General features: G+C 35.8%; 25 protein-coding genes. 21 read left to right on the top strand and 4 right to left on the bottom strand.

Features of this window, described 5'->3' with window-relative positions:
- The 7 genes from spoIID to BQ5367_RS01610 all read left to right on the top strand — a co-directional run bounded on the left by spoIID (position 1) and on the right by BQ5367_RS01610 (position 7,055).
- Entirely contained in the window at positions 1-885 is an 885-nt protein-coding gene (gene spoIID / locus BQ5367_RS01640) for a stage II sporulation protein D (protein ID WP_071440841.1), read from the top strand.
- Positions 886-920: 35 nt separating this feature from the next.
- Positions 921-1,544 (top strand): M23 family metallopeptidase, encoded by a 624-nt coding sequence (locus BQ5367_RS01635; protein ID WP_071440840.1) that lies wholly within the window; start codon positions 921-923, stop codon positions 1,542-1,544.
- A 94-nt stretch (positions 1,545-1,638) separates the two neighbouring features.
- Entirely contained in the window at positions 1,639-2,631 is a 993-nt protein-coding gene (gene mreB, locus BQ5367_RS01630) for a rod shape-determining protein (RefSeq protein WP_071440839.1), read from the top strand.
- Positions 2,632-2,643: 12 nt separating this feature from the next.
- On the top strand, positions 2,644-3,708 hold the full coding sequence (locus BQ5367_RS01625) for an MraY family glycosyltransferase (RefSeq protein WP_071440838.1): 1,065 nt from the start codon (positions 2,644-2,646) through the stop codon (positions 3,706-3,708).
- 60 nt (positions 3,709-3,768) lie between these two features.
- On the top strand, positions 3,769-4,488 hold the full coding sequence (locus tag BQ5367_RS01620; RefSeq protein ID WP_071440837.1) for a FadR/GntR family transcriptional regulator: 720 nt from the start codon (positions 3,769-3,771) through the stop codon (positions 4,486-4,488).
- 72 nt (positions 4,489-4,560) lie between these two features.
- On the top strand, positions 4,561-6,282 hold the full coding sequence (gene ilvD, locus BQ5367_RS01615; RefSeq protein WP_071441328.1) for a dihydroxy-acid dehydratase: 1,722 nt from the start codon (positions 4,561-4,563) through the stop codon (positions 6,280-6,282).
- A gap of 11 nt (positions 6,283-6,293) precedes the next feature.
- Positions 6,294-7,055, top strand: a complete 762-nt coding sequence (locus BQ5367_RS01610) for an SDR family oxidoreductase (RefSeq protein WP_071440836.1) — start codon at positions 6,294-6,296, stop codon at positions 7,053-7,055.
- A 22-nt stretch (positions 7,056-7,077) separates the two neighbouring features.
- On the opposite strand, the gene BQ5367_RS01605 is transcribed toward BQ5367_RS01610, so the two are convergent.
- From BQ5367_RS01605 to BQ5367_RS01595, 3 genes are read right to left on the bottom strand one after another with little or no spacing between them, the layout of a single operon-like run.
- Positions 7,078-8,223, bottom strand: coding sequence for a hypothetical protein (locus BQ5367_RS01605; RefSeq protein ID WP_071440835.1), 1,146 nt, complete (start codon positions 8,221-8,223; stop codon positions 7,078-7,080).
- 4 nt (positions 8,224-8,227) lie between these two features.
- Positions 8,228-9,031 carry a hypothetical protein gene (locus BQ5367_RS01600; protein ID WP_071440834.1) on the bottom strand — a complete coding sequence of 268 codons (804 nt, stop codon included), beginning with the start codon at positions 9,029-9,031 and terminating at the stop codon, positions 8,228-8,230.
- Entirely contained in the window at positions 9,028-9,555 is a 528-nt protein-coding gene (locus tag BQ5367_RS01595; protein WP_071440833.1) for a flavodoxin domain-containing protein, read from the bottom strand. The genes BQ5367_RS01600 and BQ5367_RS01595 overlap by 4 nt, the downstream gene beginning before the upstream one ends.
- 226 nt (positions 9,556-9,781) lie before the next feature.
- Here BQ5367_RS01595 and BQ5367_RS01590 point away from each other — a divergent pair, with 226 nt between their 5' ends.
- The 12 genes from BQ5367_RS01590 to BQ5367_RS01535 all read left to right on the top strand — a co-directional run bounded on the left by BQ5367_RS01590 (position 9,782) and on the right by BQ5367_RS01535 (position 22,660).
- Complete coding sequence (locus tag BQ5367_RS01590) at positions 9,782-10,357, top strand: hypothetical protein (protein WP_071440832.1); 576 nt, start codon at positions 9,782-9,784, stop codon at positions 10,355-10,357.
- 10 nt (positions 10,358-10,367) lie between these two features.
- Positions 10,368-10,583 (top strand): hypothetical protein, encoded by a 216-nt coding sequence (locus BQ5367_RS01585; RefSeq protein ID WP_071440831.1) that lies wholly within the window; start codon positions 10,368-10,370, stop codon positions 10,581-10,583.
- A gap of 109 nt (positions 10,584-10,692) precedes the next feature.
- A complete protein-coding gene (locus BQ5367_RS01580; RefSeq protein ID WP_071440830.1) occupies positions 10,693-11,253 on the top strand; it encodes a hypothetical protein in 561 nt (186 codons plus the stop codon).
- A 54-nt stretch (positions 11,254-11,307) separates the two neighbouring features.
- Positions 11,308-13,128 (top strand): SpoIIE family protein phosphatase, encoded by a 1,821-nt coding sequence (locus BQ5367_RS01575; RefSeq protein WP_071440829.1) that lies wholly within the window; start codon positions 11,308-11,310, stop codon positions 13,126-13,128.
- A 23-nt stretch (positions 13,129-13,151) separates the two neighbouring features.
- A complete protein-coding gene (gene tilS / locus BQ5367_RS01570; RefSeq protein WP_074021986.1) occupies positions 13,152-14,342 on the top strand; it encodes a tRNA lysidine(34) synthetase TilS in 1,191 nt (396 codons plus the stop codon).
- 24 nt (positions 14,343-14,366) lie between these two features.
- Positions 14,367-14,906, top strand: coding sequence for a hypoxanthine phosphoribosyltransferase (gene hpt, locus BQ5367_RS01565; protein ID WP_071440827.1), 540 nt, complete (start codon positions 14,367-14,369; stop codon positions 14,904-14,906).
- Between the two features lie 20 nt (positions 14,907-14,926).
- Positions 14,927-16,957, top strand: coding sequence for an ATP-dependent zinc metalloprotease FtsH (gene ftsH / locus BQ5367_RS01560; RefSeq protein WP_083383123.1), 2,031 nt, complete (start codon positions 14,927-14,929; stop codon positions 16,955-16,957).
- Positions 16,958-17,004: 47 nt separating this feature from the next.
- Positions 17,005-17,871 carry an Hsp33 family molecular chaperone HslO gene (gene hslO / locus BQ5367_RS01555; protein ID WP_071440826.1) on the top strand — a complete coding sequence of 289 codons (867 nt, stop codon included), beginning with the start codon at positions 17,005-17,007 and terminating at the stop codon, positions 17,869-17,871.
- Positions 17,868-18,863, top strand: coding sequence for a tRNA dihydrouridine synthase DusB (gene dusB / locus BQ5367_RS01550; protein WP_071440825.1), 996 nt, complete (start codon positions 17,868-17,870; stop codon positions 18,861-18,863). Before hslO ends, dusB begins: the two co-directional genes overlap by 4 nt.
- Positions 18,864-18,869: 6 nt before the next feature.
- Entirely contained in the window at positions 18,870-20,804 is a 1,935-nt protein-coding gene (lysS, locus tag BQ5367_RS01545; RefSeq protein WP_071440824.1) for a lysine--tRNA ligase, read from the top strand.
- Positions 20,805-20,976: 172 nt separating this feature from the next.
- Positions 20,977-22,248, top strand: coding sequence for an ATP-binding protein (locus BQ5367_RS01540; protein ID WP_071440823.1), 1,272 nt, complete (start codon positions 20,977-20,979; stop codon positions 22,246-22,248).
- A gap of 55 nt (positions 22,249-22,303) precedes the next feature.
- Positions 22,304-22,660 carry a DUF4186 domain-containing protein gene (locus tag BQ5367_RS01535; RefSeq protein WP_071440822.1) on the top strand — a complete coding sequence of 119 codons (357 nt, stop codon included), beginning with the start codon at positions 22,304-22,306 and terminating at the stop codon, positions 22,658-22,660.
- Between the two features lie 9 nt (positions 22,661-22,669).
- On the opposite strand, the gene BQ5367_RS01530 is transcribed toward BQ5367_RS01535, so the two are convergent.
- On the bottom strand, positions 22,670-23,425 hold the full coding sequence (locus tag BQ5367_RS01530; protein ID WP_071440821.1) for an AlkZ-related protein: 756 nt from the start codon (positions 23,423-23,425) through the stop codon (positions 22,670-22,672).
- Between the two features lie 160 nt (positions 23,426-23,585).
- Here BQ5367_RS01530 and BQ5367_RS01525 point away from each other — a divergent pair, with 160 nt between their 5' ends.
- Together BQ5367_RS01525 and BQ5367_RS01520 are read left to right on the top strand one after the other, a co-directional pair.
- Complete coding sequence (locus BQ5367_RS01525) at positions 23,586-24,854, top strand: carcinine hydrolase/isopenicillin-N N-acyltransferase family protein (protein ID WP_083383122.1); 1,269 nt, start codon at positions 23,586-23,588, stop codon at positions 24,852-24,854.
- Positions 24,855-25,018: 164 nt separating this feature from the next.
- Complete coding sequence (locus BQ5367_RS01520; protein WP_071440820.1) at positions 25,019-26,359, top strand: MATE family efflux transporter; 1,341 nt, start codon at positions 25,019-25,021, stop codon at positions 26,357-26,359.
- The last annotated feature ends 48 nt before the right edge of the window (positions 26,360-26,407 follow it).

Genomic DNA, 26,407 nt, shown 5'->3' with positions numbered 1-26,407 from the left:
ATGAAAATAAAAATTAAGCTATTAAGTTGTCTATTCTTTTTTATAGCTTTTCTATATTTATTAATACCGCCCTTGACATCACGGCTGAATATCGAAAATCAGATCAGCGAAGATGTGATTGTCTCAGTATCAACGGTAAATGGACAGCTTGAACTTGAACTGGAAAACTATCTGATTGGAGTACTGGCTTCAGAGATGCCGGCTTCTTTTGAGCTTGAAGCATTGAAGGCACAGGCTGTGGCTTCAAGGAGCTATGTCTATTCACGAGAACTTATTGTTGATGATACAACAAGCTCACAAGTATATCAGGGATATGATGTCTTAAAAGAAAAATGGCAGGAGGCATATGATGTAAATCTCGCAAAGATCCAAGAAGCAGTTATGTCTACAAAAGGTCAGGTATTGGTCTATGACCAGCAAATTATCCACGCTTACTTCTTTTCATCCAGTAATGGTAAAACAAATAATTCTGAAGATTATTGGACGACACCTTATCCATATTTAGTTAGTGTAGATTCTCATTATGATGATATTAAACTAGATAATAAACGTACAAAAGCTTTTACATTTGAAGAACTATCACAATTATTTGGTGAGACATTTATTTCCATGGAAATAATATCGCATTATGAGAGTGGCTATGTAAAAGAAGTACGTGTAAATGAAAAAATTTATTCAGGAAGAGAAATAAGAGAAATGTGTATCTTATCTTCTTCTAGTTTTCAAATTGAAAAGAATGATCAAGAGATCGTGTTTACGACATTAGGGAGCGGTCATGGTGTTGGTATGAGTCAGTATGGAGCTCAAGGTATGGCTTTGGAGGGGCATAACTATATCGAAATATTAAAGCATTATTATCAAGGAACTGAAATTGTGAATAAGTGATTCTTAGATGGGCATACTCAAAGTGAGGTGAACTTATGATAGCTTATGAAAGAAAAAATAAAAAAGCAAAAAGAAGGTTTTATTTAAGTCTTGGATTTCTCGCAGTATTAGTAGCAGGGGTTATAGCTTATCAAACATTGATGCCGAATCAGACAATTCCGGTATTTAATGATTTTCCGGTGCTAAAGCTTCCGGATACAGAAGAAGAGCAACAGGAAGAACCAACTGCTGAAGTAAAAGATACGATCATTCTTCCTTATAAAAAAGGTAGTAAGGTTGTTGATTACTTTGATGGTGAATCCAGTGATATCGTAAGCATTGTTGAATTTGAAGGTGTTTATCGTCCAAGTCAAGGTGTTGATATTTCGAATTCCGGTGAGGCTTTTGAAGTATTAAGTGCAGCTAATGGGACGGTATTGGAAGTGACAAGTGATCCGCTTTTAGGAAATGGGATACGTATTCAAAGTGATCATTTGATCATTACCTATCAGTCGCTTGATAAAATAACATTAAAAAAGGGTGATAATGTCGTCCAAGGTGATATGATCGGAGTGGCAAGTACGAATATTTATCAGGCTTCTTTGAAGAATCATCTTCATTTGGTTGTAGAAAAAGATAATGTTCGTGTTGATCCAAATACGATATTTAAATTTGAATAGTACTTCTTTGAAGAGGTACTATTTTTAAAATATTTGCCTTTCCCTTTTACTCAAATGTGATATAATGTAACTGCGTAAGTTTAGGAGGATTCGTATGGGTTTATTTACAAAAGAAATTGGAATCGATTTAGGTACTGCTAACCTGCTGATATATGTCAAAGGACAAGGAATTGTTATTGATGAACCAAGCGTGGTAGCAATTGATGCGGATACAAAGAAATGTTTAGCGGCTGGACAGGAAGCAAAAGACATGCTTGGCAGAACACCAGGCAGAGTTTTAGCGATTCGTCCTTTAAAAGATGGTGTTATTGCAGATTTTGAAGTAACAGAAATCATGTTGAACTTCTTTTTGAAAAAGTTACAGTTAAAAGGTATGTTCCAGCGCCCAACAATTTTAATTTGCTGTCCAAGCAATATTACAAGTGTTGAAAGAAATGCGATTCGTGACTGTGCTTATCGTGCAGGTGCAAAAAAAGTTTATATTGAAGAGGAGCCAAAGGTGGCAGCTGTTGGTGCAGGTTTAGATATTTCTAAGCCAAGCGGTAACATGGTACTTGATATCGGTGGCGGTACGACAGATGTTGCAGTCCTTTCTCTTGGTGAAATTGTCACAAGTACATCTTTAAAGATTGCTGGTGACACACTGGATCGTGATATCATCAAATATGTTAAAGATGAAAAGAAACTGTTGATTGGTGATCGTACAGCTGAAGAATTGAAGAAGAATATTGGAACAGCATGGAAAGGCTTTAAGACAGAAACGATGGAAGTGAGTGGCCGTGACCTTGTAACAGGTCTGCCAACATCTATCTTGATGACTTCTGAAGAACTTGAATTAGCCATGAGAGATTCGTTGCAGAGCGTTGTGAGCGCATGTCGTACAGTGCTTGAAAAGACACCGCCAGAATTAGCAAGTGATATCGTTACACGTGGTATCGTATTGACAGGTGGTGGAGCATTGCTCAATGGTATCGATGAACTTTTAAGAAATGAATTGCATATCCCGGTTTATGTTGCTGAAAATGCTTTAAAATGCGTTGCTGAAGGAACAGGCATTCTGTTAGAAAACTTACATATCGTCGGTTAATCAGAGATTATTATGGAATGGCTGAAATATCTGCTTTTACCATTTGTGATCACTTTGGTTGCGACGCCTGTTGTCATGTGGATTGCAAAGTATATCGATGCTTATGCAAAAATTAATGAAAGAACGATTCATACTAAAAAGAATATTGCCAGAATTGGCGGAGTTGCGATATATGTAGCTTTTATGATTTCAATGACTTGTTTCATGAAATCAGATACGCAGATACGAGGAATGCTTCTTGGAGCTAGTATCATGTTTTTTGGCGGATTGATTGATGATCTGGTGGATCTATCTCCAAAAAAGAAATTTGCTTTTCAGGTCGTGGCTTCTTTGATCGTTATCTTTTATGGAAATATCACATTGGATAAGATTTTTCTTCCGCTTGGAATTGTCATTGATATGGGGTTTATATCAACGATCATTACATTTTTCTGGCTTACAGGAATTACGAATGCAGTTAATTTAATTGATGGGTTAGATGGTTTAGCAGATGGGATTTCTTTGATTATTTTAGTAGTGGTTGCATCGCTAAGCGTTATTGATAACCGGCCGGATATCATGCATATATCATTGATTCTTGTAGGAGCATTGGCGGCTTTCTTGATTTTCAATTTTTATCCGGCTAAAGTATTTTTGGGAGACTGCGGAGCACTCTTTTTAGGATTTATGATTGCAACGATCTCACTAATTGGATTCAAGTCTTCGACGTTTATTACATTAGGATTGCCGATTTTAATGTGTGGGGTACCAATTGTAGATACATTAAGTGCCATCATTCGTCGAAAACTGAGTGGCAAGAAAATCGATGAAGCTGATAAGAATCATCTCCATCATGTATTGATGAGAAAATTTGGTCACAAAAATACTGTCCTGATTCTATATGCAGTAACGATATGCTCAGGAATTGTGGCTTATATTTATATTTTAAACAATGAGTTAGGATTGTTATTATTATTTATTGAATTGATCATTTGTGAGATATTTCTTGAAAAAACACAGATGATTGCTTCATGGTTTCATCCAATGACAAGCATCGTAAATTTTTTGAAAATGAAAAAGGAGAACAAGGAAAAGTAACTTGTTCTTTTTTTTGCGTATCATATAAAATATGCTTATAATAGTGTAAGGAGGTGCATTATGCTGGAGTCATTACAAAATGAAAAAAAGTTGCTTCCAGAAAGGGCCGCTGAACAAATTATCAAGCTTATTATGGAGAATGAATTGAGGGAAGGAGATCAGCTTCCTAATGAGTTTGAAATGGCTAAACAATTTCATGTAGGACGGGGTACGATCAGAGAAGCAGTAAAAATACTTGTTTCCCGGCATATTCTAGAAATTAGAAGAGGCTGTGGTACTTATGTATGTACCAATCCAGGGAAGATGGAAGATCCGTTAGGATTTACCTTTATTTCAGATAAAAAGAAACTGGCACAAGATCTTTATGAACTTCGTATGATGATTGAACCCAATATGGCTGCCTTAGCAGCTGAAAGAGCCAGTGAGGATGAAATTGTTTCATTACAAAAGGTTGCGGATGAAATTAAAGATTTAATTGAGAAAAAAGAGGATTATTTGGAAAAGGACATTGAATTTCATACATTGATTTCACAGCTTAGCAAAAATAGTGTTGTTTCAAATATCATTCCAGTACTTCAATCGGGGATTTCGGTATTTATTCATATCACAAATAAAAGTTTGATGAAAGAAACGATCGAAACGCATCAGTTGTTGGTGAATGCAATTGCTAGTCACGATTCTAAAGGTGCAAAAAAGGCGATGGAAAAGCATCTTGAATTTAATAAAAAGAAGATGGATGAGATTGCTGATTTGTATGAAAAGGAGGTTGACGGGAAATAAAAAGGGGCGTATGATTGAATTAGACGTATGATGTCTTATGTCATAGATAATGATGAAGAAAAGGAGCAAATCATGAAGCTAGAAAGTCAGAAATTACGTGAAATAGCACCAGAGCTGGATCCATTGCGATTAGGAAGCGGATGGCAGCTTGAAGATCTTAGCAAAGTACAAATTATCGTAGAAAGTACTTTTGGAGATAGTCATCCAGGAAGTGTCCACCTATTAGAATTAGTAGAAAAAGCTCGGGAAGGAATTAAAAAAGCAGGAGGACATGGCGCTCGATATTTTACTACGGATATTTGTGATGGTGAATCACAAGGGCATGATGGAATCAATTATTCACTTGCATCTAGAGATATGATTGCCAATATGATTGAAATCCATGCAAATGCAACCCCTTTTGATGGCGGTGTTTTTATCGCCAGCTGTGATAAGGGAATGCCAGCACACTTAATGGGATTGGCACGTGTCAACATACCTTCAATTATGATTACCGGGGGTGTTATGGATGCTGGACCGGATCTTTTGACATTGGAACAGATAGGTAAATATAGTGCGATGTATGAACGTGGTGAAATCACTAAGGAAAAACTCGATTATTATAAACATCATGCTTGCCCATCCTGTGGCGCATGTTCGTTTATGGGAACTGCCTCAACGATGCAGATCATGGCAGAAGCATTAGGATTGATGCTTCCGGGAAGTGCTTTAATGCCCGCAACAAGTCAGGATCTGCGTGACATGGCTGAAAAGGCTGGAGAACAGGCAGTATGGCTTGCAGAACATAATTTAAAGCCCAAAGATATTGTTACTCTTGAATCTTTTGAAAATGCCATCATGGTTCATGCAGCTATTTCTGGTTCTACCAATTCATTGCTTCATTTACCGGCAATTGCGAAGGAATTTGGCATCCATATTGATAGTGATACATTTGACAGACTTCATCGTGGCGCCCATTATCTCTTAGATATTCGTCCTGCGGGCCGCTGGCCGGCACAGTATTTTTATTATGCAGGTGGAGTTCCACGAATTATGGAAGAAATCAAAAGCATGCTTCATCTAGATGTCATGACCGTTACGGGTAAGACGTTAGGTGAAAATCTTGAAGATTTGAAAAAGAACGGGTTCTATGACAAGTGTGATGAATATTTGAAAAAGGTAAATCTTACTCGTGAAGATGTAATTCGCAGCTTTGATCATGCTTTTGGCAGTGATGGCAGCATTGCCATTTTAAAGGGGAATTTAGCGCCGGAAGGAGCGGTTGTCAAACATACGGTCGTACCTAAAGAGATGTTTGAGGCAGTATTGACGGCTCGCCCTTTTGACTGTGAAGAGGATGCAATCCATGCTGTGCTGACACATCAGATCAAGCCAAAAGATGCGGTATTGATTCGTTATGAAGGACCGAAGGGAAGCGGTATGCCTGAAATGTTTTATACAACAGAAGCTATTGCGAGCGATCCTGAATTAGGTGCTTCCATCGCCCTAATTACAGATGGACGTTTTTCAGGTGCTTCTAAAGGTCCGGCAATTGGACATGTATCACCAGAAGCGGCTCAAGGCGGACCCATTGCTTTAGTTGAAGAAGGTGATCTGATTGAAATCAATATTCCAAAAAGACTTCTGCAAATCGTGGGTATTCATGGAAAAAGACTTCCTATGGAAGAAGTGGAAGCTGAATTAGAAAAAAGAAGAAAAAACTACGTACCACGACCATCAAAATATGAAAGTGGCGTGTTGAAATTATTTTCCGAAAGAGCTGTCTCTCCGATGAAGGGCGGTTATATGAAATAGGGGTGAAAAAAATGAATTTATTTGATATTAAAGGAAAAAAAGCAATTGTGACAGGAGGAACCAGAGGACTTGGTTATGGTATGGCAGAAGGTTATCTGGAAGCAGGCTGTGAAGTAGCCATCGTCGGTACCAGTGATAAGGTATATGAAGTTGCACAGGATTTTTGTAATCGTGGATATAAATGTCACGGTGTAAAAGGCGATTTAGGAAAAAGGGAAGAAATTTACCGTGTCTTCCAGGAATGTCTAGATAAATTAGGTGGTGACTTGGATATTCTATTAACTTCACATGGAATTCAAAGACGACACAGTGCTGAAGAATTTCCTATAGAAGAATGGGATGATGTTCTTTCTGTTAATCTCACATCAGTATTTATTCTCTGTCAGTTAGCCGCTAAAGTGATGCTTCCAAAAGGTTATGGCAAAATCATTCTGATTGCTTCTATGAATTCCTTTTTTGGGGGACAAACGATACCCGCTTATGCAGCATCAAAGGGCGGTATTGCTCAATTGACCAAAGAACTTACCAATGACTGGATGGCCAAAGGTATTAACGTTAATGCGATTGCACCGGGATATATGGAAACGGAAATGAATAAAGCACTTCTTGATCCGGCAAATCCTCGCTATGCGACTATTACAGAAAGAATACCAGCTAAACGTTGGGGAAATGGCAATGATATGAAAGGAACAGCAATCTTTTTAGCATCTCATGCCAGCGATTATATAGGAGGAGCTATTTTTCCGGTTGATGGCGGATATTTAGCAAGATAATCTAAAAAAATTATGCAGGATGTTATTCATCTTGCATTTTTTTAAGAAAAGAGATGAGCGTTTTCTCCTGTTTTAAAGAAAAAGTCCGAGGAATCCATAATCTTTTATGAGCGATCTTTTTTTGATGAGTACCATAAGCATCACAAGTTTTTTTTATAAAAGTACCTTTGATCCATAAGGCTCGTCTTTTTATGATCAGTGAATCAAGATGAGTTAATATAAAGGAAAATTCACTGCGCTCTTCCATGCTGCCACTATAGCCGGCATAGATAAATTGATTCTCATGAATATAAATCCGCTGTACCTTTGAAGTGCCACTGCAATTCAACCAGTAAATCAGCAATGGTAAAAAAGCTAATAAGCTAAAAAGTGCAAGAGCTAAGAAGATCGTCCGAAGAACTACGATTATTCCTGAATACAAATGATTTTTTGTCAAAAATAATACAATGAATGAAAAAAGGAGTATTGCCGGACATACAAACAAAAATAAGACTTTAGGTAAACGTAAAAATTGTTGACGACAGACAGGATCACTTTCAATAACTAAATAATCTGAATCAATAGCCATTTCTTTATCTTGAACCAGTTTCTTTTTATGAAGGCTTTGATCTGTATGATATTTGGAAATAAATAAAAGGATCAAAGGAAGGATGATCAGCATGAGCAGTGTCAATGTAATCGCAAAAATGAAGCCATTGCTGATAGAATCAGAAAGAGGGGCAAATGTTACGATACAGCTAAAAAGTGTTAGTATTTCTAAAATCAGAAAATAGAAACAAACAGGCATAAAGATATTCAAAAAATGTCTGATTTTTAAAGAACGTACTTCACTATGACTCATATGACGCAAACCTTTGTTTACTAAGTTCGCTTCAACAAGGTCATAAGGTTTTTGAAAATCTAAAAGACGGCCCATGAATAAAAATGAGATGGCCGTTAAAAGAAGATGACTACCTTTTTCGACAGTATGTTCATCCTGCTTTCGAAAGGTTTTGATGATTTGAATGATAAGCATTAAATAGAGGGGACCAAGCACCATAAAAAACATACGCAGATTATAGTAGATCGGTTGTGATGATTGGGGCAATAAAGACATGAAATAACCGATAACAATGAAAACTATGTAGTATATGATTACTTTGATCAACCAGTTTTTAAAACGATTCATCCTTCTATCCTTTCTGAATGGCTAATAATGTTACTTTTTGAGAAAAGAAACAGCCAATGGTTACAGCGAAAATATCACTAATGGTCCTTAGCGCCAGATCAGCAAGATTGGTCAGATATACCAAAGGCATAAAAAAGTTAAAAAGTGTTAAATTCATTCCAAATAAGAAACAGCCTAATAAAATAGAACGCTTAACTATATTTCTTTCATCAAGGTAATCATTGAATCCCATGATAACACAGCTTACGACACAACCACTGATGATGCACCACCACAAAGTACTCAGCGGATATGTATCAAAAGAAGAATAAATGCCAAAGAATAAATATAAGACATAACGGGCTAAAACAAAGCAGCTGGTTATCGTTAGTATTGATATAAGTGAATGATGGGAATGGTGTACCGGTAATGGTTTATTTTCACCTAATAAATAACCGCATAGCAGCCCCATGATTATAAGGGTAAGCGAATCCACGATCAGATAGTAAATGCAGTCAAGAAAAGCTGCATGAGGTAAAGGCTCTAAAAGATAAACGATCCATATCAAAGAACAAGATAATCCATATTGAAATCCTTGAAGTAGCTTATTACCATTCATTTTTTTAGAAATAAATAAAAACATGGAAGCAATAAGTGCATAAGCAAATAAACTGTAAATTGTGAAAATAAAAAGTATGGAACCGTTTTGAACAAATTGGCTAGGTAATAGAATCATTTGTTTTCCTGTAGGAATGAATAGTTGAGCAATGATACGGAAGATATTTGTAACAAGCGAGATAAAAATAATTTTTAAAATCTTTGTTTTCATGCCTGTAGTTCCTCAATGATCACTTTCAAAGCATCATAATCCATAAAATTTACTCTTTTATTATAAGTTTCAACTAAAGCTTTATCTTCTGAAGTCAGCGTATCAAATGGTTTTTTTGATAATGATTTGTATAATAATTTCATCAATGTGTGATCTTTGAATGAAAGCTGCTGATAGTCGATGGCGCCTCTCAGGTGAAAGATCTTAGAATGTTCAAAAAGCTGATTACCTAACAATTGTCTTAAATTATTTTTTATATTTGTACAGTTTTCTTCGATTGTGGGATCGGCAAGTCCTACGGTAACAAGAATGAGATGTTGGTCATCTTTGATTTTACGTATGAACTTAGATAATCCTAAAACACCACCTGCATATAAACTTCCTATATATATAAACGTATCTATATTTTTAAAAGAAGGTGCCTGTTCAAAAGAAAAAGCGGGAATATTTGTCTGCTCAGAAAGTTTTTCTGCATAGTTTCGGCTGCTCCCATACTTACTTCCATAAAGAATCATTCTTTTCATTATATCACTTCCTCATTAATGCTTTAATTATATGATGATTGAGTTAAAAAATTATCATCGCTTAGTGAAGAGTCTGTAAAGTTTGTGTAATTGATCAAAATATCATTTTTTATATCTAATTTTTACCTGTACTTAACATAATTATGCAATTGTGTTTTACTGATCAGATTTATAATCATCATATAAAGAAGATATATATTGAGAGCAGATTTGAGGTGGTGAAAATATGATAAAACATTGGCAGTCTCTTATTCGTATTACAGGGATTTTATCATTAGGATGTCTCATTCTTATGATTATTTCTCATTTTGTTTCTAATGATTCTATTCAAGAAGAAATACTGATTCGATATTTATCCATTCCTTTTTGGATATCCATTTGTTTATTGTTAATTTTTATAGCTCTATATTTATTTATGATTGCTCATAATCGTGCAGTGATATCATCAACATCCCTTTTGGCGATACTTATACTTGCATCAGGAGGATTTATAGGATATAGGGAAATCGTTTGTCCGCTTCTGGATCTTTCACATGTAAATGATCCACAAGTGATTCGTTTAGATCATCTTCAGTTTTATTACAGTAATCTTGCTGATTCACCAACGATTCAGCTTTATGGATATGATCAATCGGGTGAAGAAATGAATTTTGAAATATCTTATGAGACTTATGAGCAAGGGAAACAATTATATGAAGAATTACAGGAGATGAATGGCAGTTATAATATCATAGCTGATATCGAGTATTTACCATATTCAGAAATGGTTACGGATATTCGTATGTGGATCGAAGAAATGTGAGGAGGATATCATGAATAAAAAATTATTTGAAGAAAATAAACAGATAATATACGGATTCGTTTTATTTCTATTAGGACTTATCTTAATTTTTATTTCAAGAAATAATTCAGGTTCCCATTTTCAGGATTTTGTTACAGGTATCTTAATGGGACTTGGTGTAGGAGTACTATTCGTTGGAATCGTTTTAATTCTTTTATCGATATTTAAAAAAATTAGAAATGAATAGATGATCGTATGCATTCATGCGATCATTTTTATAAAAAAATAAAAAAGTTTTATGAAATTTTGGGAAAAACTGAATTTGTGTGCATATTAAATAGTAGGAGGTATTTAATATGCAAGTAAAAGATATTGAAGCGTTTTATGATGTATGTATTAGTCAAAAGGAAAATGTGATCCAACAGGAATGGGAAAAGCTTTGGAATTGGTTCATTGAGGAAAAGAAGGATGAATATGCCAAGATAACTTATAAAGAAGGGGTTCAGCGGTTAGTTAGCGAAAAAAATTATAATACACGCCGTAACATTCCTTCATCAAAGGCTTTAGGATTCACGATTGAACCTGGAGATATATGTTATACAGATTTTGGTCAGGCTTATTTATATGAAGCAGGCTATCAGCATTTTGGGCTGGTGATTGCAATCGTGCATTTTAAAGCTTTAATTATTCCGATGACGAGCAATGAGCGCACATATAAGAAGTCACTAACGAGTGAAGGTACATATTTATTTCCGCTAGGCACGATCAATGGATTATATAAGGAATCAGTTTTATTTCTAAATGATGCCAAATTTATCAATACAGCTCGAATCATTGATGTGAAGGCACATGTGCCAACGAACTCGAAACTTTTTATGGACATTAAAAACAGATTCAAAAGTTTGATTTTGGAGTAATTTCGACAAGGTATCCTTTGTAAATCATTTATAGTAGCACAAAAGGGGGCTTGTATGAGAACACTGAGTGTACAGCATGATAATGTCAAGACTGATTGGAAGCCATTTTTCTTTTTGATATTAGGTCTGATTATGACTTTTTCATTTTCCTTACAACTGCTGATTGCAATGTTTCCATATGTATTTATGCGATCCAATAAAGAAAAATTGGCTTTTCTGATACCGACGTTCTTACTTTATCTGGTATCACCGCTGTCGTTGATTCAATTTTGGATCTTTGTGATTGGTTATCATTTGTTTGTTTACTTTGTTCGCCTATGTAGGGGAAACATGATTAATGCTTCTAGATTTTATGTTGCTTTGTGTTCTTTTAGTATTGCTTATTTTAATACAAATGACTTAAGAATTGCTCTTTGCTTTTTCGTGATTCAAATGATCTATTATCATGAGACCATGAAATCGTTTGAATGGATGAAAAAAGATACGCATATGCCATCACCCATTTATTCGTTGATCGCAATTGGTATTGTTTGTATGATAATTCAGTATATGACTGGCTATGTGGAAGTATTCATGACTTTAGGTTTAATTTTTATTTGTTTTGGCTGTTCTCCATTAATTAGCATTACAAGTTTCTTTTTATTAAATCTGATCATGCCAGCCATTAGTTTTGAGATGTTTGTCTATATATTTTTATTGTCTCTTTTAAAGGAACAGCTGGGATTGATGATCCTTGTTTATTTTGGATTATTTATGAGTCAGGTACAACAGATTGAACAGCTTTTGATTTTAGGCCTTTATTTAGTATTTCTGCTTCTTTTAAGTAAAGAAGGGATACCGGTACTTAATGAGATTCATTCGTCAAATTCAAATGTATTCTTACATAAACAGCTGATGAATTTCTCATTGATCTTTGATCATCTGGGAACGTATTACGAGAGTGTGTCTAATATCGAATCTAACTTTTTAAAAAGTATGTCAAGAGCATTGCATTATACATCTAAAAAATGTATTCAAGATGATCGCTCAGCGGATTATATTCGAAATCAGGTACTTTCTATTTTAGAAGGATATGATATTGGTTATGAAGAAATTAATGTAGCGGTGAATGAAAGTGGACATATTCAAATTGAGTGTTTATTGACCCATTTTGGCAGCAGTGAAGTAAAAGAAGTCCTGCTGCCGCTTTTAAATCATATTCTGCCAACACCGATAGAATGTTCCTCGATCCGGCAATCATTTCTTCATCCGGGTGTTCTGCATGTAGAGTTTATATCAACACCGCCTATCCAGATCGATGCTTATGCTGATCATGCACCTACTACTTGTTGTGGAGATTCCTTTTCTATTTTCCATCATTCACGTAATGTTTATTGTCTGATCAGTGACGGTATGGGAAGCGGGAAAGAAGCCAGTAAGATTTCTAAGTGTATCGTCAATCTCTTTCAAAGAATGATTTTTTCAAATATTGATGAGATTGAAGCGATGAACTGTATTAATAAGCTCTTGCTGAGTGATGCTTATGCTACCTGTGATGTATTGTCGTTTGACCGTTATAAAAAAAGTGTGGTCATATGTAAATCAGCAGCCAATCCAACTTACCTTATTCGAAATAAGGAATTATTTGCGATATGGGGTAATTCATTACCAATTGGGATCGTAGCTCATATCGATGTAGACCATATTCATGTGGAAGTGGAAAAAGGGGACTGGTTTGTGATGAGCAGTGATGGAGTCCATGTGGAAGAGATATTAAGATGGATGAAAAATAGTGAAGATCAAAGTGCTCGTAAGGAAGTGGAAAGTTTTGTGGAAATCATGAAAGAAAACAAACGAAGTGACGATTCTACCATTTTACTTGCGAAAGTACAGTAAAACTGTGGTATAATCTATATACTATGAATAAATACTGTGTAGCCGTATCCGGCGGATGTGATTCGATGACACTGTTAGATCAGTGTGTCCACAAAAAAATGAATATTATCGTAGCTCATGTCAACTATCAGAAAAGAGAATCTGCGAAAAGAGATGAAAATCTTGTGCGTGATTATTGCGAAAAACACCAGATTCCTTTTTTTGTACGCTATTGTGATCCTCATTATAAAGGGAATTTTCAGGCTTATGCACGCCGCTTCCGATATGAATTCTTTAAGGAACTTTGTGAACAGGAAGGCTGTGTCAGCGTGCTGGTAGCTCATCAGCAGGATGATCTTTTTGAAACTTATCTGATGCAGTGTCAGCGTAAAAGCGTGCCTTTGATTTATGGGCTGGCAGCGAAGGTCAAACATCATGGTGTCATGATTGAAAGACCTCTTTTAAATATGAGCAAAAAGGATTGTTATAATTATTGTTATGATCATGAGGTTTTTTTTGGTGAAGATGAATCGAACTTCAGTAACAATTATCTGCGCAACCGTTTAAGAAGAGAGGTTGTTGATACTTGGAATGAAGAAAAACGGAAAGAAGTATTGGCTGAAATCAATAGGCGCAATGATGAGATGCAAAGGTATCAGAATGAAATTAAAAAAATTGCGGAAGATCTTGGCGAGGATATTCTGATTGCAAAGTTCAAAAAATTGGAACATCCGAAAGATGTATTGCGTGCCTGGCTGAATCATCAGGGCGTGGGTTTTTCATTGAGCGAAAGAAGAATAAGACGCATCTGTGAAACCATCCTAAAGGATGAGAGTCGTTATGAGTTTGAAATTGATTCATATAGGCTTGTGAAAAGTTATGATGTGTTACAGTTAGTTAAAGATATTGAATATTCATATACGTTTGATAAAATTGAAGAATTTGATTGTGAATATTTCAAGATTCGTAAAAGTGGCAGCAGTGTTGAAGCGGTAACTTTAACACCTGAAGATTTTCCAATTACGATTCGTTCGCCCAAAGAAGGTGATCAGATTCAACTGAGATTTGGGAAAAAGAAGCTAAATCGTTTCTTTATAGACAGAAAAATATCACACAAAGAACGTAAAACCTATCCGGTTGTTGTGAATTCTGTGGGAAATATTGTTTTAGTGCCTAAAATAGGGTGTGATGTGAAACATTATACTGTCAAACCAAACTGTTTTGTGATAAAATAGCTATATCGTTTTGGAGGATGTGCGATGCATAAGGATGTAAAGAAGATTTTAGTTAGTGAAGAAGAAATTATTCAACGCTGCAAAGAACTTGGTGAAGAAATAAAAAAGGATTATGAAAAGAAAAATGAACTTCCATTAGTAGTGGGACTTTTAAAAGGAAGCGTTCCATTTTTGGCAGAGCTTGTCAAACATCTGGATATGGATATCTGTTATGAATTTATGGATGTATCCAGTTATGAGGGAACGGAATCGATTGGTGATGTGAAGGTAAATCTGGATCTTCGCTCTTCGGTAAAAGGAGTACCTGTTCTGTTAGTGGAAGATATTATAGATACCGGAAGAACTGTTCAGGAAGTAAAGCGTCTTTTGAAACATAAGGGCGCAAGTGAAGTGCGAGTTGTTTCACTTCTGGACAAACCGGATCGCCGTGTTGTAGATATTGAGGCCGATTATGTTGGCTTTAAAGTTCCAAATGAATTTGTAATCGGTTTTGGCCTGGATTACAATCAGAAATATCGCAACCTGCCTTATGTAGGAGTATTAAAAGACGAATGTTATCAGTAGATGAAAGTGAGGAAAGCTAAATGAACAGGAAAAGATTTATTAATGTAATTCCTTATATCTTAGCTCTGTTTGTATTTTTAAGTTTGACGAGTGTTTCGAGATTTAACAATACGGAGTATTTGGCTACAAATACCTTTATTAATCAGGCAGAAGACATGACGTTTAAAGATGTCAATATTTCAGTTGGAAGCGTGATTGTTAGTGTAACAGGTGTCTATGAAAAAAATGGACAGGATGTATCTTTCTCAACGAGCGTTCCAAATACAGATGCCAATATCCAATGGCTGCAGGAAGTTCTTAATGAGGGAGAAAATACAGTAACGATTTCAGATCCTTCAAATACTTCAAGATGGATTGAAATGCTGATGCCAATTGGTTCAATAGTGCTTCTGGGTGGTGTAACTTTTTATCTTTTTTCTAAAGTAATGCAGCAAGGAGGAGGCAATAAGCAGGCCTTTGAATTTACAAAGTCCAGACATCGTGTTGAATCGGATGTAAAGGTTCGTTTTGATGATGTAGCGGGATGTGAAGAAGAAAAAGAAGAAGTTAAAGAAATTATTGATTACTTGAAAGATCCTAAGAGATTCTCAGATATGGGAGCACGTATTCCTAAAGGAATCCTGATGGTGGGACCTCCGGGAACAGGTAAAACATTGCTGGCAAAGGCTGTAGCCGGAGAAGCTGATGTTCCTTTCTTCTCCATTTCAGGTTCAGACTTTGTGGAAATGTTTGTAGGTACTGGTGCTAGCCGTGTACGTGATATGTTTAAGAGCGCTAAAAAGGCAGCTCCATGTATCGTTTTTATTGATGAAATCGATGCTGTAGGACGCCAGAGAGGCGCTGGTATGGGTGGCGGCAATGATGAACGTGAACAGACACTGAATCAGCTGCTTGTGGAAATGGATGGTATGACGCAAAATAATGGAATCGTGATTATTGCGGCTACAAACCGTCCGGATGTGCTGGACCCTGCATTATTGCGTTCAGGACGATTTGATCGTCAGGTAACAGTCAGCCTTCCAGATAAGCGTGGACGTACAGAAATTCTGAAAGTACATGCTAGAAATAAGAGATTGGCAAGTGATGTATCGTTAGAAAATCTTGCGAAAAGATGTCCGGGATTCTCAGGTGCTGATCTTGAAAATGTATTGAATGAAGGTGCTATCTTAGCAGTGCGTGAAAATCGTAAGGAAATTACGATGGCAGATCTTGGTGAAGCTATCGACCGTGTTATGATGGGACCGGCTAAGAAGAGCAAAAAATATTCTGAGAGTGAGAAACGTTTGGTTGCTTATCATGAAACGGGACATGCAATTATTGGTTTAAAACTTGAAGGAGCGAATATCGTAGAAAAAGTAACGATCATTCCAAGAGGTCATGCTGGCGGATATAATCTAATGCTTCCAGAGGAAGAAAAGATGTTCCCAACTAGAAAAGATTTCATGGATCAAATTACCGGTTATTTGGGTGGACGTGTCTGTGAAGAAGTTGTATTTAATGAAATCAGTGCTGGTGCAAGCAATGATATTCAGGAAGCTACAAAGATTGCGAAAGCAATGGTTCGCTCTTATGGTATGAGCAAGCTGGGACCCATTCAGTATTCTGATGATTCTGGCAATGTTTTCTTAGGTCGTGATTATTCAAGCAATGGCGCAAATTATTCAAGTGAAATTGCTTTTGAAATTGATAAAGAAGTACGTCGTATCATTAATGAATGTTACGAAAACTGTAAACGTATCATCATGGAAAATCGTGATTTGATTGATTTGATTGCTGGCAAGCTGATTGAAGAAGAAACGCTGACAAGTGAACAAATCAGAAATCTTGTTCAATATGGTACACTGACAAAACCTGAAGAAAATATTGAAGAAATGCCTTCGACAGAAGTCAGCGATGGTGTTGAAGTGGTAGATAGCATGGACCATGTTCCAAATTCTGAAACGATTGAAATCGATGAGGAAGGAATGGTAACGACACCTACAACTGAGATTGAAGGAAATGTTGTGGCTGATGACGGGGAAGATAAAGATCCTGTCACGCCAAAAGAATAAATAAAAGGTGCAGCAGTGATGCACCTTTTCTAGGTCAAGGAGCAAGTATGAAAGATGAATTAGTAAAAGCGTTAGTTTGTGGAGAAAGAGTCCGTGTGATCGTCAATTCCACAACTAATTTATGCGAAGAAGCAAGAAGAAGACATGACTGCTGGCCAACAGCGGCTGCGGCGCTTGGACGTGTACTGAGCATTGGTTCTATCATGGGCAGCATGCAGAAAAACGAACATGAAAAAGTAACGATTCAAATTAATGGCGGTGGTCCGATCGGAACGATCATGGTAGATTGTTTTGCCAATGGTAATGTTCGTGGCTTTGTTGGTGATCCACATCAATTTTATACATATAATGATACGGGTAAGCTGGCTGTTGGTGTTGCAGTTGGAAATCAGGGAACATTAAAGGTGATCAAAGATTTGGGATTAAAGGATGATTTTGCAGGTACCGTGCAGCTTCAAACAGGAGAAATCGGAGATGATTTTGCTTATTATTTTACGGCCAGTGAACAAATTCCAAGTGCTGTTTCTTTGGGTGTATTAGTAGAACCTGATAATTCAGTCAGTGCTGCAGGTGGTATGTTGATTCAGATGCTGCCAAATGCGACAGAAGAAGATATTGATAAGGTAGAAGGAATTTTAAAACAGATCAAACCAATGTCACAACTGATTCATGAAGGAAAGAGTTGTGAAGAAATTATTACGGAAACATTTGATGATGCACTTATTTTAAGTCATCAGGATATCAAGTTTGAATGTCATTGTTCAAAAGAACATATGAAAGAAGCTTTATTGACATTGAGTCATGAAGAAAGACAGGCGATGATTGAAGAAGATCATGGCTGTGAAATTATCTGCCACTGGTGTAATACTCGTTATCAGTTTACAGAGGAAGAGTTAAGAGAATTAGAAAAATGAAAATAGGTCATGTAGAAATAGAAAATCCTATTGTGGTTGCGCCAATGGCAGGAATTACCAATCCTGCCTTTCGTCAGATATGCAGACGTTTTAAAGCAGGGCTTGTTTATACAGAGATGGTTTCTGATAAAGCGATTTGTTTTGAAAATAAAAAAACTTTAGGAATGACAGAAGTATTAGAGGATGAACATCCTTTGACGATGCAGATCTTTGGTCATGATATTGATAGCATGGTACAAGCGGCTAAATTTCTGGATACGCAAACAAGCTGTGATATCATTGATGTGAATATGGGATGTCCGGTGAATAAGATCGTGAAATCAAATGCTGGCAGTGCTTTGATGAGAGATGAAGACTATGCTGCTGAACTGATGCATGAAATCATTATGAATGTCAAAAAACCGGTAACGGTTAAAATGCGTATTGGCTGGGATAGTGAATCTAAAAACTGTGTTTCTTTAGCGAAGAAATTAGAAAAAGCTGGTGTCAGTGCAATTGCAGTTCATGGACGTACGAAGACACAGATGTATGAAGGTAAGGCAGATTGGTCTTATATTAAAAAAGTAAAAGAAGCTGTTCAAATACCTGTCATTGGCAATGGAGATGTACGCAGTGTTGAAGATATGATTGCCATGATGGATGAAACGGGTTGTGATATGGTCATGATCGGACGAGGAGTCTTAGGAGACCCATGGCTGATTCAACGCTGTGTTCATTATTTGAATACGGGTGAAATTATTCAGGATACAGGTGTTGAAGAAAAGTTTGATTTAGCTTATAATCATGCTGTAAGCCTATGTGAATTAAAGGGTGAAAGAGTCGGCATGAAGGAAATGCGGGGGCATGCGGCGTGGTACATGAAATCATTAAAGTATTCACACCGAGTGAAAGAAAAAATTTCGATGATGTCTACGTTGAGTGAGTTTCAAGATATTTTGATAAATTATAAAAGCTCCTTGGAAAATGATGACTGGAAGTGGCTGGAAAGGTAGGAAAGAATGGAAAATCATGAGTTGAATTTAACGGAACAGGAAATTGTCCGTCGTGAAAAGTTAAAGGATCTGGAAGCAAAAGGAATTCTTCCTTTTGGTGAGCGATATGATCGCACACATAAGTCTGGTCAGATTCGTGAATTGTTTGAAGATAAGACAAAAGAGGAATTAGAAGAATTACATCAAAAAGTGAAGATTGCCGGAAGGATCATGACGAAACGTCTAATGGGTAAAGCAGGTTTCATGCATATTCAGGACATTGATGGGCAGATTCAGATCTATGTACGTAAAGATATGATCGGCGATGATATGTTTGATGTTTTCAAAAAGGCAGATTTAGGTGATATCGTAGGTATTGAAGGAGTCGTGATGAAAACAAATCACGGTGAATTATCAATCAAAGCTGAAGTATATACGCATCTTTCTAAAGCATTACGTCCATTGCCTGAAAAATACCATGGTTTAGTAGATGTAGAGGAACGTTATCGTAGACGTTATGTCGATCTGATCATGAATGAAAATGCTCGTAAGGTTGCGTTAATGCGTCCAAGGATCATTCGTGCCGTCCAGCGATATTTTGACGGCAAGGGACTGATTGAAGTTGAAACACCTGTTTTACAGCCAATTTTGGGTGGTGCAAATGCTCGTCCATTTGTAACGCATCATAATACATTAGATATGGATTTCTATTTGCGTATCGCAACAGAATTACCATTAAAGCGATTAATCGTTGGTGGCTTGGAAGGTGTTTATGAAATTGGACGTCTATTTAGAAATGAAGGAATGGATGCCACACATAATCCGGAATTTACTACGGTAGAAGCTTATGTTGCTTATAGTGACTTAGAAGGTATGATGGATCTGATCGAAGGTCTGTTGAATTATGTAGCACAGGAAACATTAGGTACAACTGAAATTACATATCAAGGACAAGAAATTTCTTTAAAAGCTCCATTCAAACGTATTCATATGGTAGATGCTATCAAAGAAGAGTGTGGTGTTGATTTCTGGCAGCCAATGACTTATGAAGAAGCAAAGGCATTAGCAAAAGAACATGATATCGAAGTAGAATCTCATCATACAGGTATTGGTCATATCATTAACTTATTCTTTGAAAAGTATTGTGAAGAAAAGATGATTCAGCCAACTTATGTATATGGACATCCAGTAGAAATTTCACCATTAGCAAAGAAAAATCTAAAAGATCCACGTTTCACAGATCGTTATGAATTATTCATCTGTGGACATGAATATGCAAATGCATTCTCTGAATTAAATGATCCAATCGATCAGCGTGAAAGATTCGAAAAGCAGGTTGAGGAAAAGAATAAAGGGAATGATGAAGCCTGTGAAATGGATGTTGACTATGTAGAGGCTTTGGAATATGGTATGCCTCCAGCAGGTGGTGTAGGTCTTGGTATTGATAGACTTGTCATGCTGTTAACAGATCAGTCAACGATTCGTGAAGTGCTCTTATTCCCGCACATGAAGTTAGTTGGCGGTGCTAAGGCTGCACAAAAAGTAAGTGCTGTTGAAGCTTCTCAGCCAAAAGAAGTAGCTGAAATAGATTTCTCAAAGGTAGAAATAGAACCTTTATTTAAAGATTATGTAGATTTTGAAACTTTCAGTAAATCTGATTTCCGTGCTGTGAAAGTAAAAGAATGTCGAGCAGTGCCAAAGAGCAAAAAACTTCTTGAATTTGTATTAGACGATGGAAGTGGAACAGATCGTACGATTCTGAGCGGTATTCACGATTATTATGAACCAGAAGAATTAGTAGGAAAAACACTGATTGCCATTGTGAATCTTCCTGCACGTAAGATGATGGGGATTGATTCTTGTGGTATGATCATTTCCGCAATTCATAACGAGGAAGGCGAAGAGCGCTTAAACCTTTTAATGGTGGATGATCGTATTCCTGCAGGGGCAAAACTTTATTAAAAAATCAGCTCATGATAGTGTTTGACTATTATGAGCTTTTTATATGAATTCTATAGCCAAATACATCTATAAAATAAGTCCAAATACATTTATAATATATGTCCAAATACATTTATTCATATTGATAAAACAAAAAAATATTGGTAAACTATAACTAAGGAGGACAATTGTTATGGGAAAATACATGACAAGAATCGCTGACAAAATAATTATAGACCGTTTAGAGGCTAAAGGTGCAATTTTAATCGAAGGACCTAAATGGTGTGGTAAAACTACTACAGGGAAACATCTTGCAAAGAGTGTTATTGAAATGGATCGACCTGATTTAACTAAACAATATCAACAGATGGCTGAATTAAATCCTTCAGCTTTATTGGCGGGTGAAGTGCCACATATGATTGATGAGTGGCAGATAGCACCTAATTTATGGAATGCGGTAAGATATGAGGTTGATCAAAGAGATGAATTTGGGCAATTTATTTTGACAGGTTCCTCAGTTCCAATAACTTTGGATTCATCAATGCATACAGGAACTGGACGAATCGGCAGAATGAAAATGAGACCTATGAGTTTGTATGAATCTAAGGATTCAAATGGTGAGGTTTCATTATCGGCTCTATTCAAAGGGGAGATAATTAATGGAACGGATACACATAATCTTGAATCAATTGCATATTTAATTTGTCGTGGAGGATGGCCAAAAGCAATTGATGCTTCTGAAAAAGTTGCTTTAAGACAAGCTATTGATTATTATGATGCGATTGTATACAATGATGTTGATAGAGTCGATGGAATAAAAAAAGATAGTGAAAGAATGAAGAAATTATTAAGATCATATGCTCGTAATATTTCTCAACAAGTATCATTAGAATTAATTCGGGAAGATATTCTTGCAAATGATATAGAATCCTTTGGACAAAATACACTATATTCATATTTGGATTCTCTAAAAAAAATATTTGTAATTGAGGATTCTCCAGCTTGGAATCCTAATTTAAGATCAAAAACAGCCATAAGAACAACAGACACAAGATATTTTGTTGATCCTTCTATTGCATCAGTATCTTTAGGATTAGGACCTCAAGACTTGATCAATGATCTTAATACAATGGGATTGATTTTTGAAAACTTATGCATTCGAGATTTAAGAGTATATGCCGATAGTCTAGATGGTCAAATATATCATTATCGAGATAAGACGGGATTAGAATGTGATGCTGTTGTTCATCTAAGAAATGGAGAATATGGATTGATAGAAATTAAATTAGGGGGAGATAGTTTGATTGAAGAAGGTGCTAGATCACTATTAGCTCTTTCAAATAAAATCGATACGAAAAAAATGAAAAAGCCTGCATTTTTAATGGTATTATGCGGAATAGCTCCCTTTGCTTACCGAAGAAAAGATAGCGTATATGTCGTTCCTATAGGATGTTTAAAAGACTAAATATTGTTTGATATGTCATATATTGAAATCAAGAAAAAATAAAAAGGTGAATTCTATGACGACGATCGAAGAAACCTTTGTCAGGCTAAATCAATCTACATTTAGATCAAAATTTCATTTATCTTTAAAAGATAAAGAATATGTTCATGAAAAAGGAATGAATGTTATTCGTTCTCACTGTGAAGATTTTATAAAAGAAAGGCTTGCACCGTCAAATCCTAAAAACGATGGAAAACAGACACCAATGCGTGGCCATCCTGTATTCATTGCCCAACATGCTTGTGCCTGCTGTTGTCGAGGCTGTCTAGAAAAATGGTATCGGGTACCTAAAGGAAAAGAGCTTACTAAAAGACAGCAAGCTCAAATTGTAAATTTGCTTATGGCATGGATAGAAAAAGAGATGAATCAATAATATAAAATTCTATTTACAAAGGATTTCAAAAGACTCTTTATCCATTGTCTTTTTGACAATATTCCAAAGAGCCGCTTTACAGTCTCCATTGAAATGCAAGCCATTTATATTCTTGTTAAAGGTATCTATTGTACAATAAAGATAAGAATACCAGTTTGCATTTAATTTTTTACCTGCACAAGCTGTAATATATAAGTTTTCTAAAAGGAATTCAAAGGCTTTATTAAATGTTTTTGTATCCATTTCAAGTCTTTTCCTTATATCCGATTTATCTGCATATTCAAATTTAGATAATTCATTATAGACTAATTTATTGTCTTCACTTAACGGTTTGATATTTTTTATTTGTTTTAATAACTGATAACATTTTATAGATAGATAAATGGGTCTTTTCCCAAAAGCTTTAGTGTAAAATATCTGATGATTTTCAATTAAATATACAAGATTCTGCATATTATATCCAAGACTTTCTATAGAAGGAAGGGTTGGATGCTCATTCATTAAAAGAAAACCATTTTCTTCAAAATAATCAAAAAGTTCTAAATTTCTTACGTTATTGATATTATCAAATATTTCAGGTCGTTTAACTTTTTGCATGATAATACATCCACAATCTTTACATAGATATGTTTCAATTTCAGAAGATTGGGATTTGCTGTGATATGCATAAGGATCAACAAATAGCTGACCATTTCCTAAATGATAGCCAATACCGATATTTGAACTACCACAATAAGGACACTTGTTAATTTCTGATTTATTCATATTTTGTAACCTCTTTTGATGATAAATTTATTGTAACACATAGAATGGCAAATTTATTCATAATATGTAAGTAAAAAAAATGTTGAACTTTCAACATCTTTTGTATATAATACAGAAGTTGAGTTTTCAACATCTCAACTGAAAGGAGCATAGGATCATTATGATTACTTTGAATTTTAGATCAAAGCAATCATATGATCTGATTTTTATGATGGTAAAATTTAATATTAAAAAATTACTTGTAGGTTTTCTGATCGTGGTTTTAGTTGTAGTAGCTGGTGCTGGTATAGGGGTATATGCTGTATGGCATAATGAAATCAGTACCTTTATGAGCATTGAACTTTTACGTGATCGTAATGATGAGCATAACGATGGAGCGGTTTATGCCATGTATGTAAAGGGTGGTTTCTATCTTGATGAATTTGTTGCACAAGGTGGTGTAAGCAATGATCGTGAATTAATTGATTTTGTGACAAATAAGATTACAAAAGGTCTTATTCAAATGAATATCAGTGAATCTGATATTGGTTGTGCATCGTTTACGGCAACAAGCAGTGATGGTGATGCTTTATTTGCGAGAAATTATGACTTTTCTAAAACAAATACAATGATTGTTTTCACAGAAGCTAGTGAAGGACGTCATGCAACGATTTCAACTGTTGATTTACAGTTTTTAGGAATTGATGTAGAACAAAATATAGAAGGTTTCATGGATAAGGTAACTACTTTAGCGGCACCCTATGCACCTCTTGATGGTATGAATGATGCAGGAGTAAGCGTAGGGATTTATATGACATATCAGGGTGAAGGTGAAAAAGCAGTGCCTACAAATCAAAATACAGAGAAACCGGATTTTACTTCTACAACACTTATTCGCTTAATTTTAGACTATGCGGATGATCTTGATGAAGCTATAGAGATTGCCCAGTCATATGATCTGCATGATTCAGCAAATACGTCTTATCATTATATGGTAGCTGATTCGAGTGGCCGTAGTGCTATTTTAGAATGGGTAGGTAATGATGATGCCAGTGATAATGATGGTTCAGCACGTGAGCTTGTTGTCACTTATAACGATGATGATGCACATATTGGTGAAATAGAAGGAAGTACAGACTATCAGGTCGTTACAAATTTTATCATTCAGCCAGGCTATTATGATAACTCCCTGACAGAAGATAAAAAGGGAGCTGATCGTTATGAGAAGATTTATGAGGAACTAAATAAGACTGATGGAATCGTAGCTGATGAAAATGGTGCCATGGATATTTTGGCGATGGTAGGTAGAAGAACATGGGATAATGATGATGAAAATGGCTGTACCGTTCATAGTGTTGTTTACAATCTGACTAATAAATCGGTTTTATGGGTATCTAATGAAAACTATGATGACCCAAATGCAGTATTTGAATTTAGTTTTAATGAATGAGATAAAAGTGTTTTGCAGTGTTTCTGCAAAGCATTTTTAATATTAAATTCATTGACAAGCAATTTGTTACATGCTAGAATCTAGCGTGCGAAAGCTATAGATTTCCTTGTGGATGAGATAAACAAGGCAGATATAGCTTTATTTTTTTTGTCAGGAGGTAAAACATGCAGAAAACATTTATGAAAACAAAACCAGTGCTTTCTTTAGTGCTATCCATGTCATTTCCAATGATCATATCAATGTTAGTATCGTCTCTTTATAATATTGTTGACAGTTATTATGTTGCACAAATTAGTGAAGATGCAATGACCGCTCTTTCACTTGTATTTCCAATTCAAAATCTCATTAATGCAGTAACGATCGGCTTTTCTATTGGAGCAAATGCTGTAATTGCCTATCATTTAGGAGCCCAAAATTATCAAAAAGCAAATGCTGCTGCAACACAAAGTGTAATTTACAATGGTCTTCATGGTGTTCTATTGACAATTGGCTGTATCTTGGTCATGCCATTCTTTTTAAATCTTTTTACTTCAGATGCCCAGATCATTGATATGGGTATCCGTTATTCACGTATTGCTTTCAGTTTCGCAATCGTCATTGCAATTTCCATGTCACTTGAAAAAGTGTATCAGGCAGAAGGTAAGATGATGATAACAATGGTTTGTATGCTTTCCGGCTGTATTGCGAATATTATTCTTGATCCACTCTTTATTTTCGGCTGGAAGTTTATTCCTGCCATGGGAATTGAAGGAGCTGCCTGGGCAACAGGTATAGGCCAAAGTCTTGGTTTGGTTATTTATTTCATCTGTTATCGTGTTGGACACTTTCAAGTGCGTCTTGGTCTGAATAAAGATACTTTTGATAAGGAAATTACGATAAAAATGTATAGTGTAGGAATTCCGGCTGTTTTTAATCTGGCACTGCCTTCACTGCTGATCTCGGCTTTAAATAGCATCCTTGCAAGTTTCTCAGATACATATGTTCTTGTCTTAGGTGTTTATTATAAGCTGCAAACCTTCCTATATCTCACAACGAATGGTATCGTACAGGGAATGCGTCCAATCGTTGGTTACAATTTTGGTGCCAAAGAATACACCAGAGTCAAGAAAATCATTTTTGTTTCACTCACATTAAGCGTTATTATTATGACTGCGGGTACTCTGTTATGCTGGCTGGTTCCGGATAAACTGATCGGTCTGTTCTCATCTAATACTTCAACGATTGTTTCCGGTAGTATTGCTTTACGCTATATCAGTATTGGCTTTATTATCTCAACCGTATCAGTCATCATTAGTGGTGCATTAGAAGGTTTAGGACAAGGCTTGCCATCGCTAGTCATATCTTCTCTGCGTTATGTCTTCATCATTATTCCAGTGGCTTTTGTTTTAAGTAAGATCATTGGAGCCGAAGGGGTATGGCATGCATTCTGGATCACTGAATTTATCGCAGCTGCTATTTCATATATCATTTATAAAAGAATGATGCTTTATCCGGAAGAAGTATAATTATATTTAAAAGCGCAAAAGGCGCTTTTTTTATAAAATTATTGTAAA

The sequence above is a fragment of the Traorella massiliensis genome (assembly GCF_900104665.1).
GTDB lineage: Bacteria > Bacillota_I > Bacilli_A > Erysipelotrichales > Erysipelotrichaceae > Traorella > Traorella massiliensis.
The sequence above is the reverse complement of the archived record's forward strand: the minus strand, read 5'-3'. Positions and strand labels throughout refer to the sequence as shown.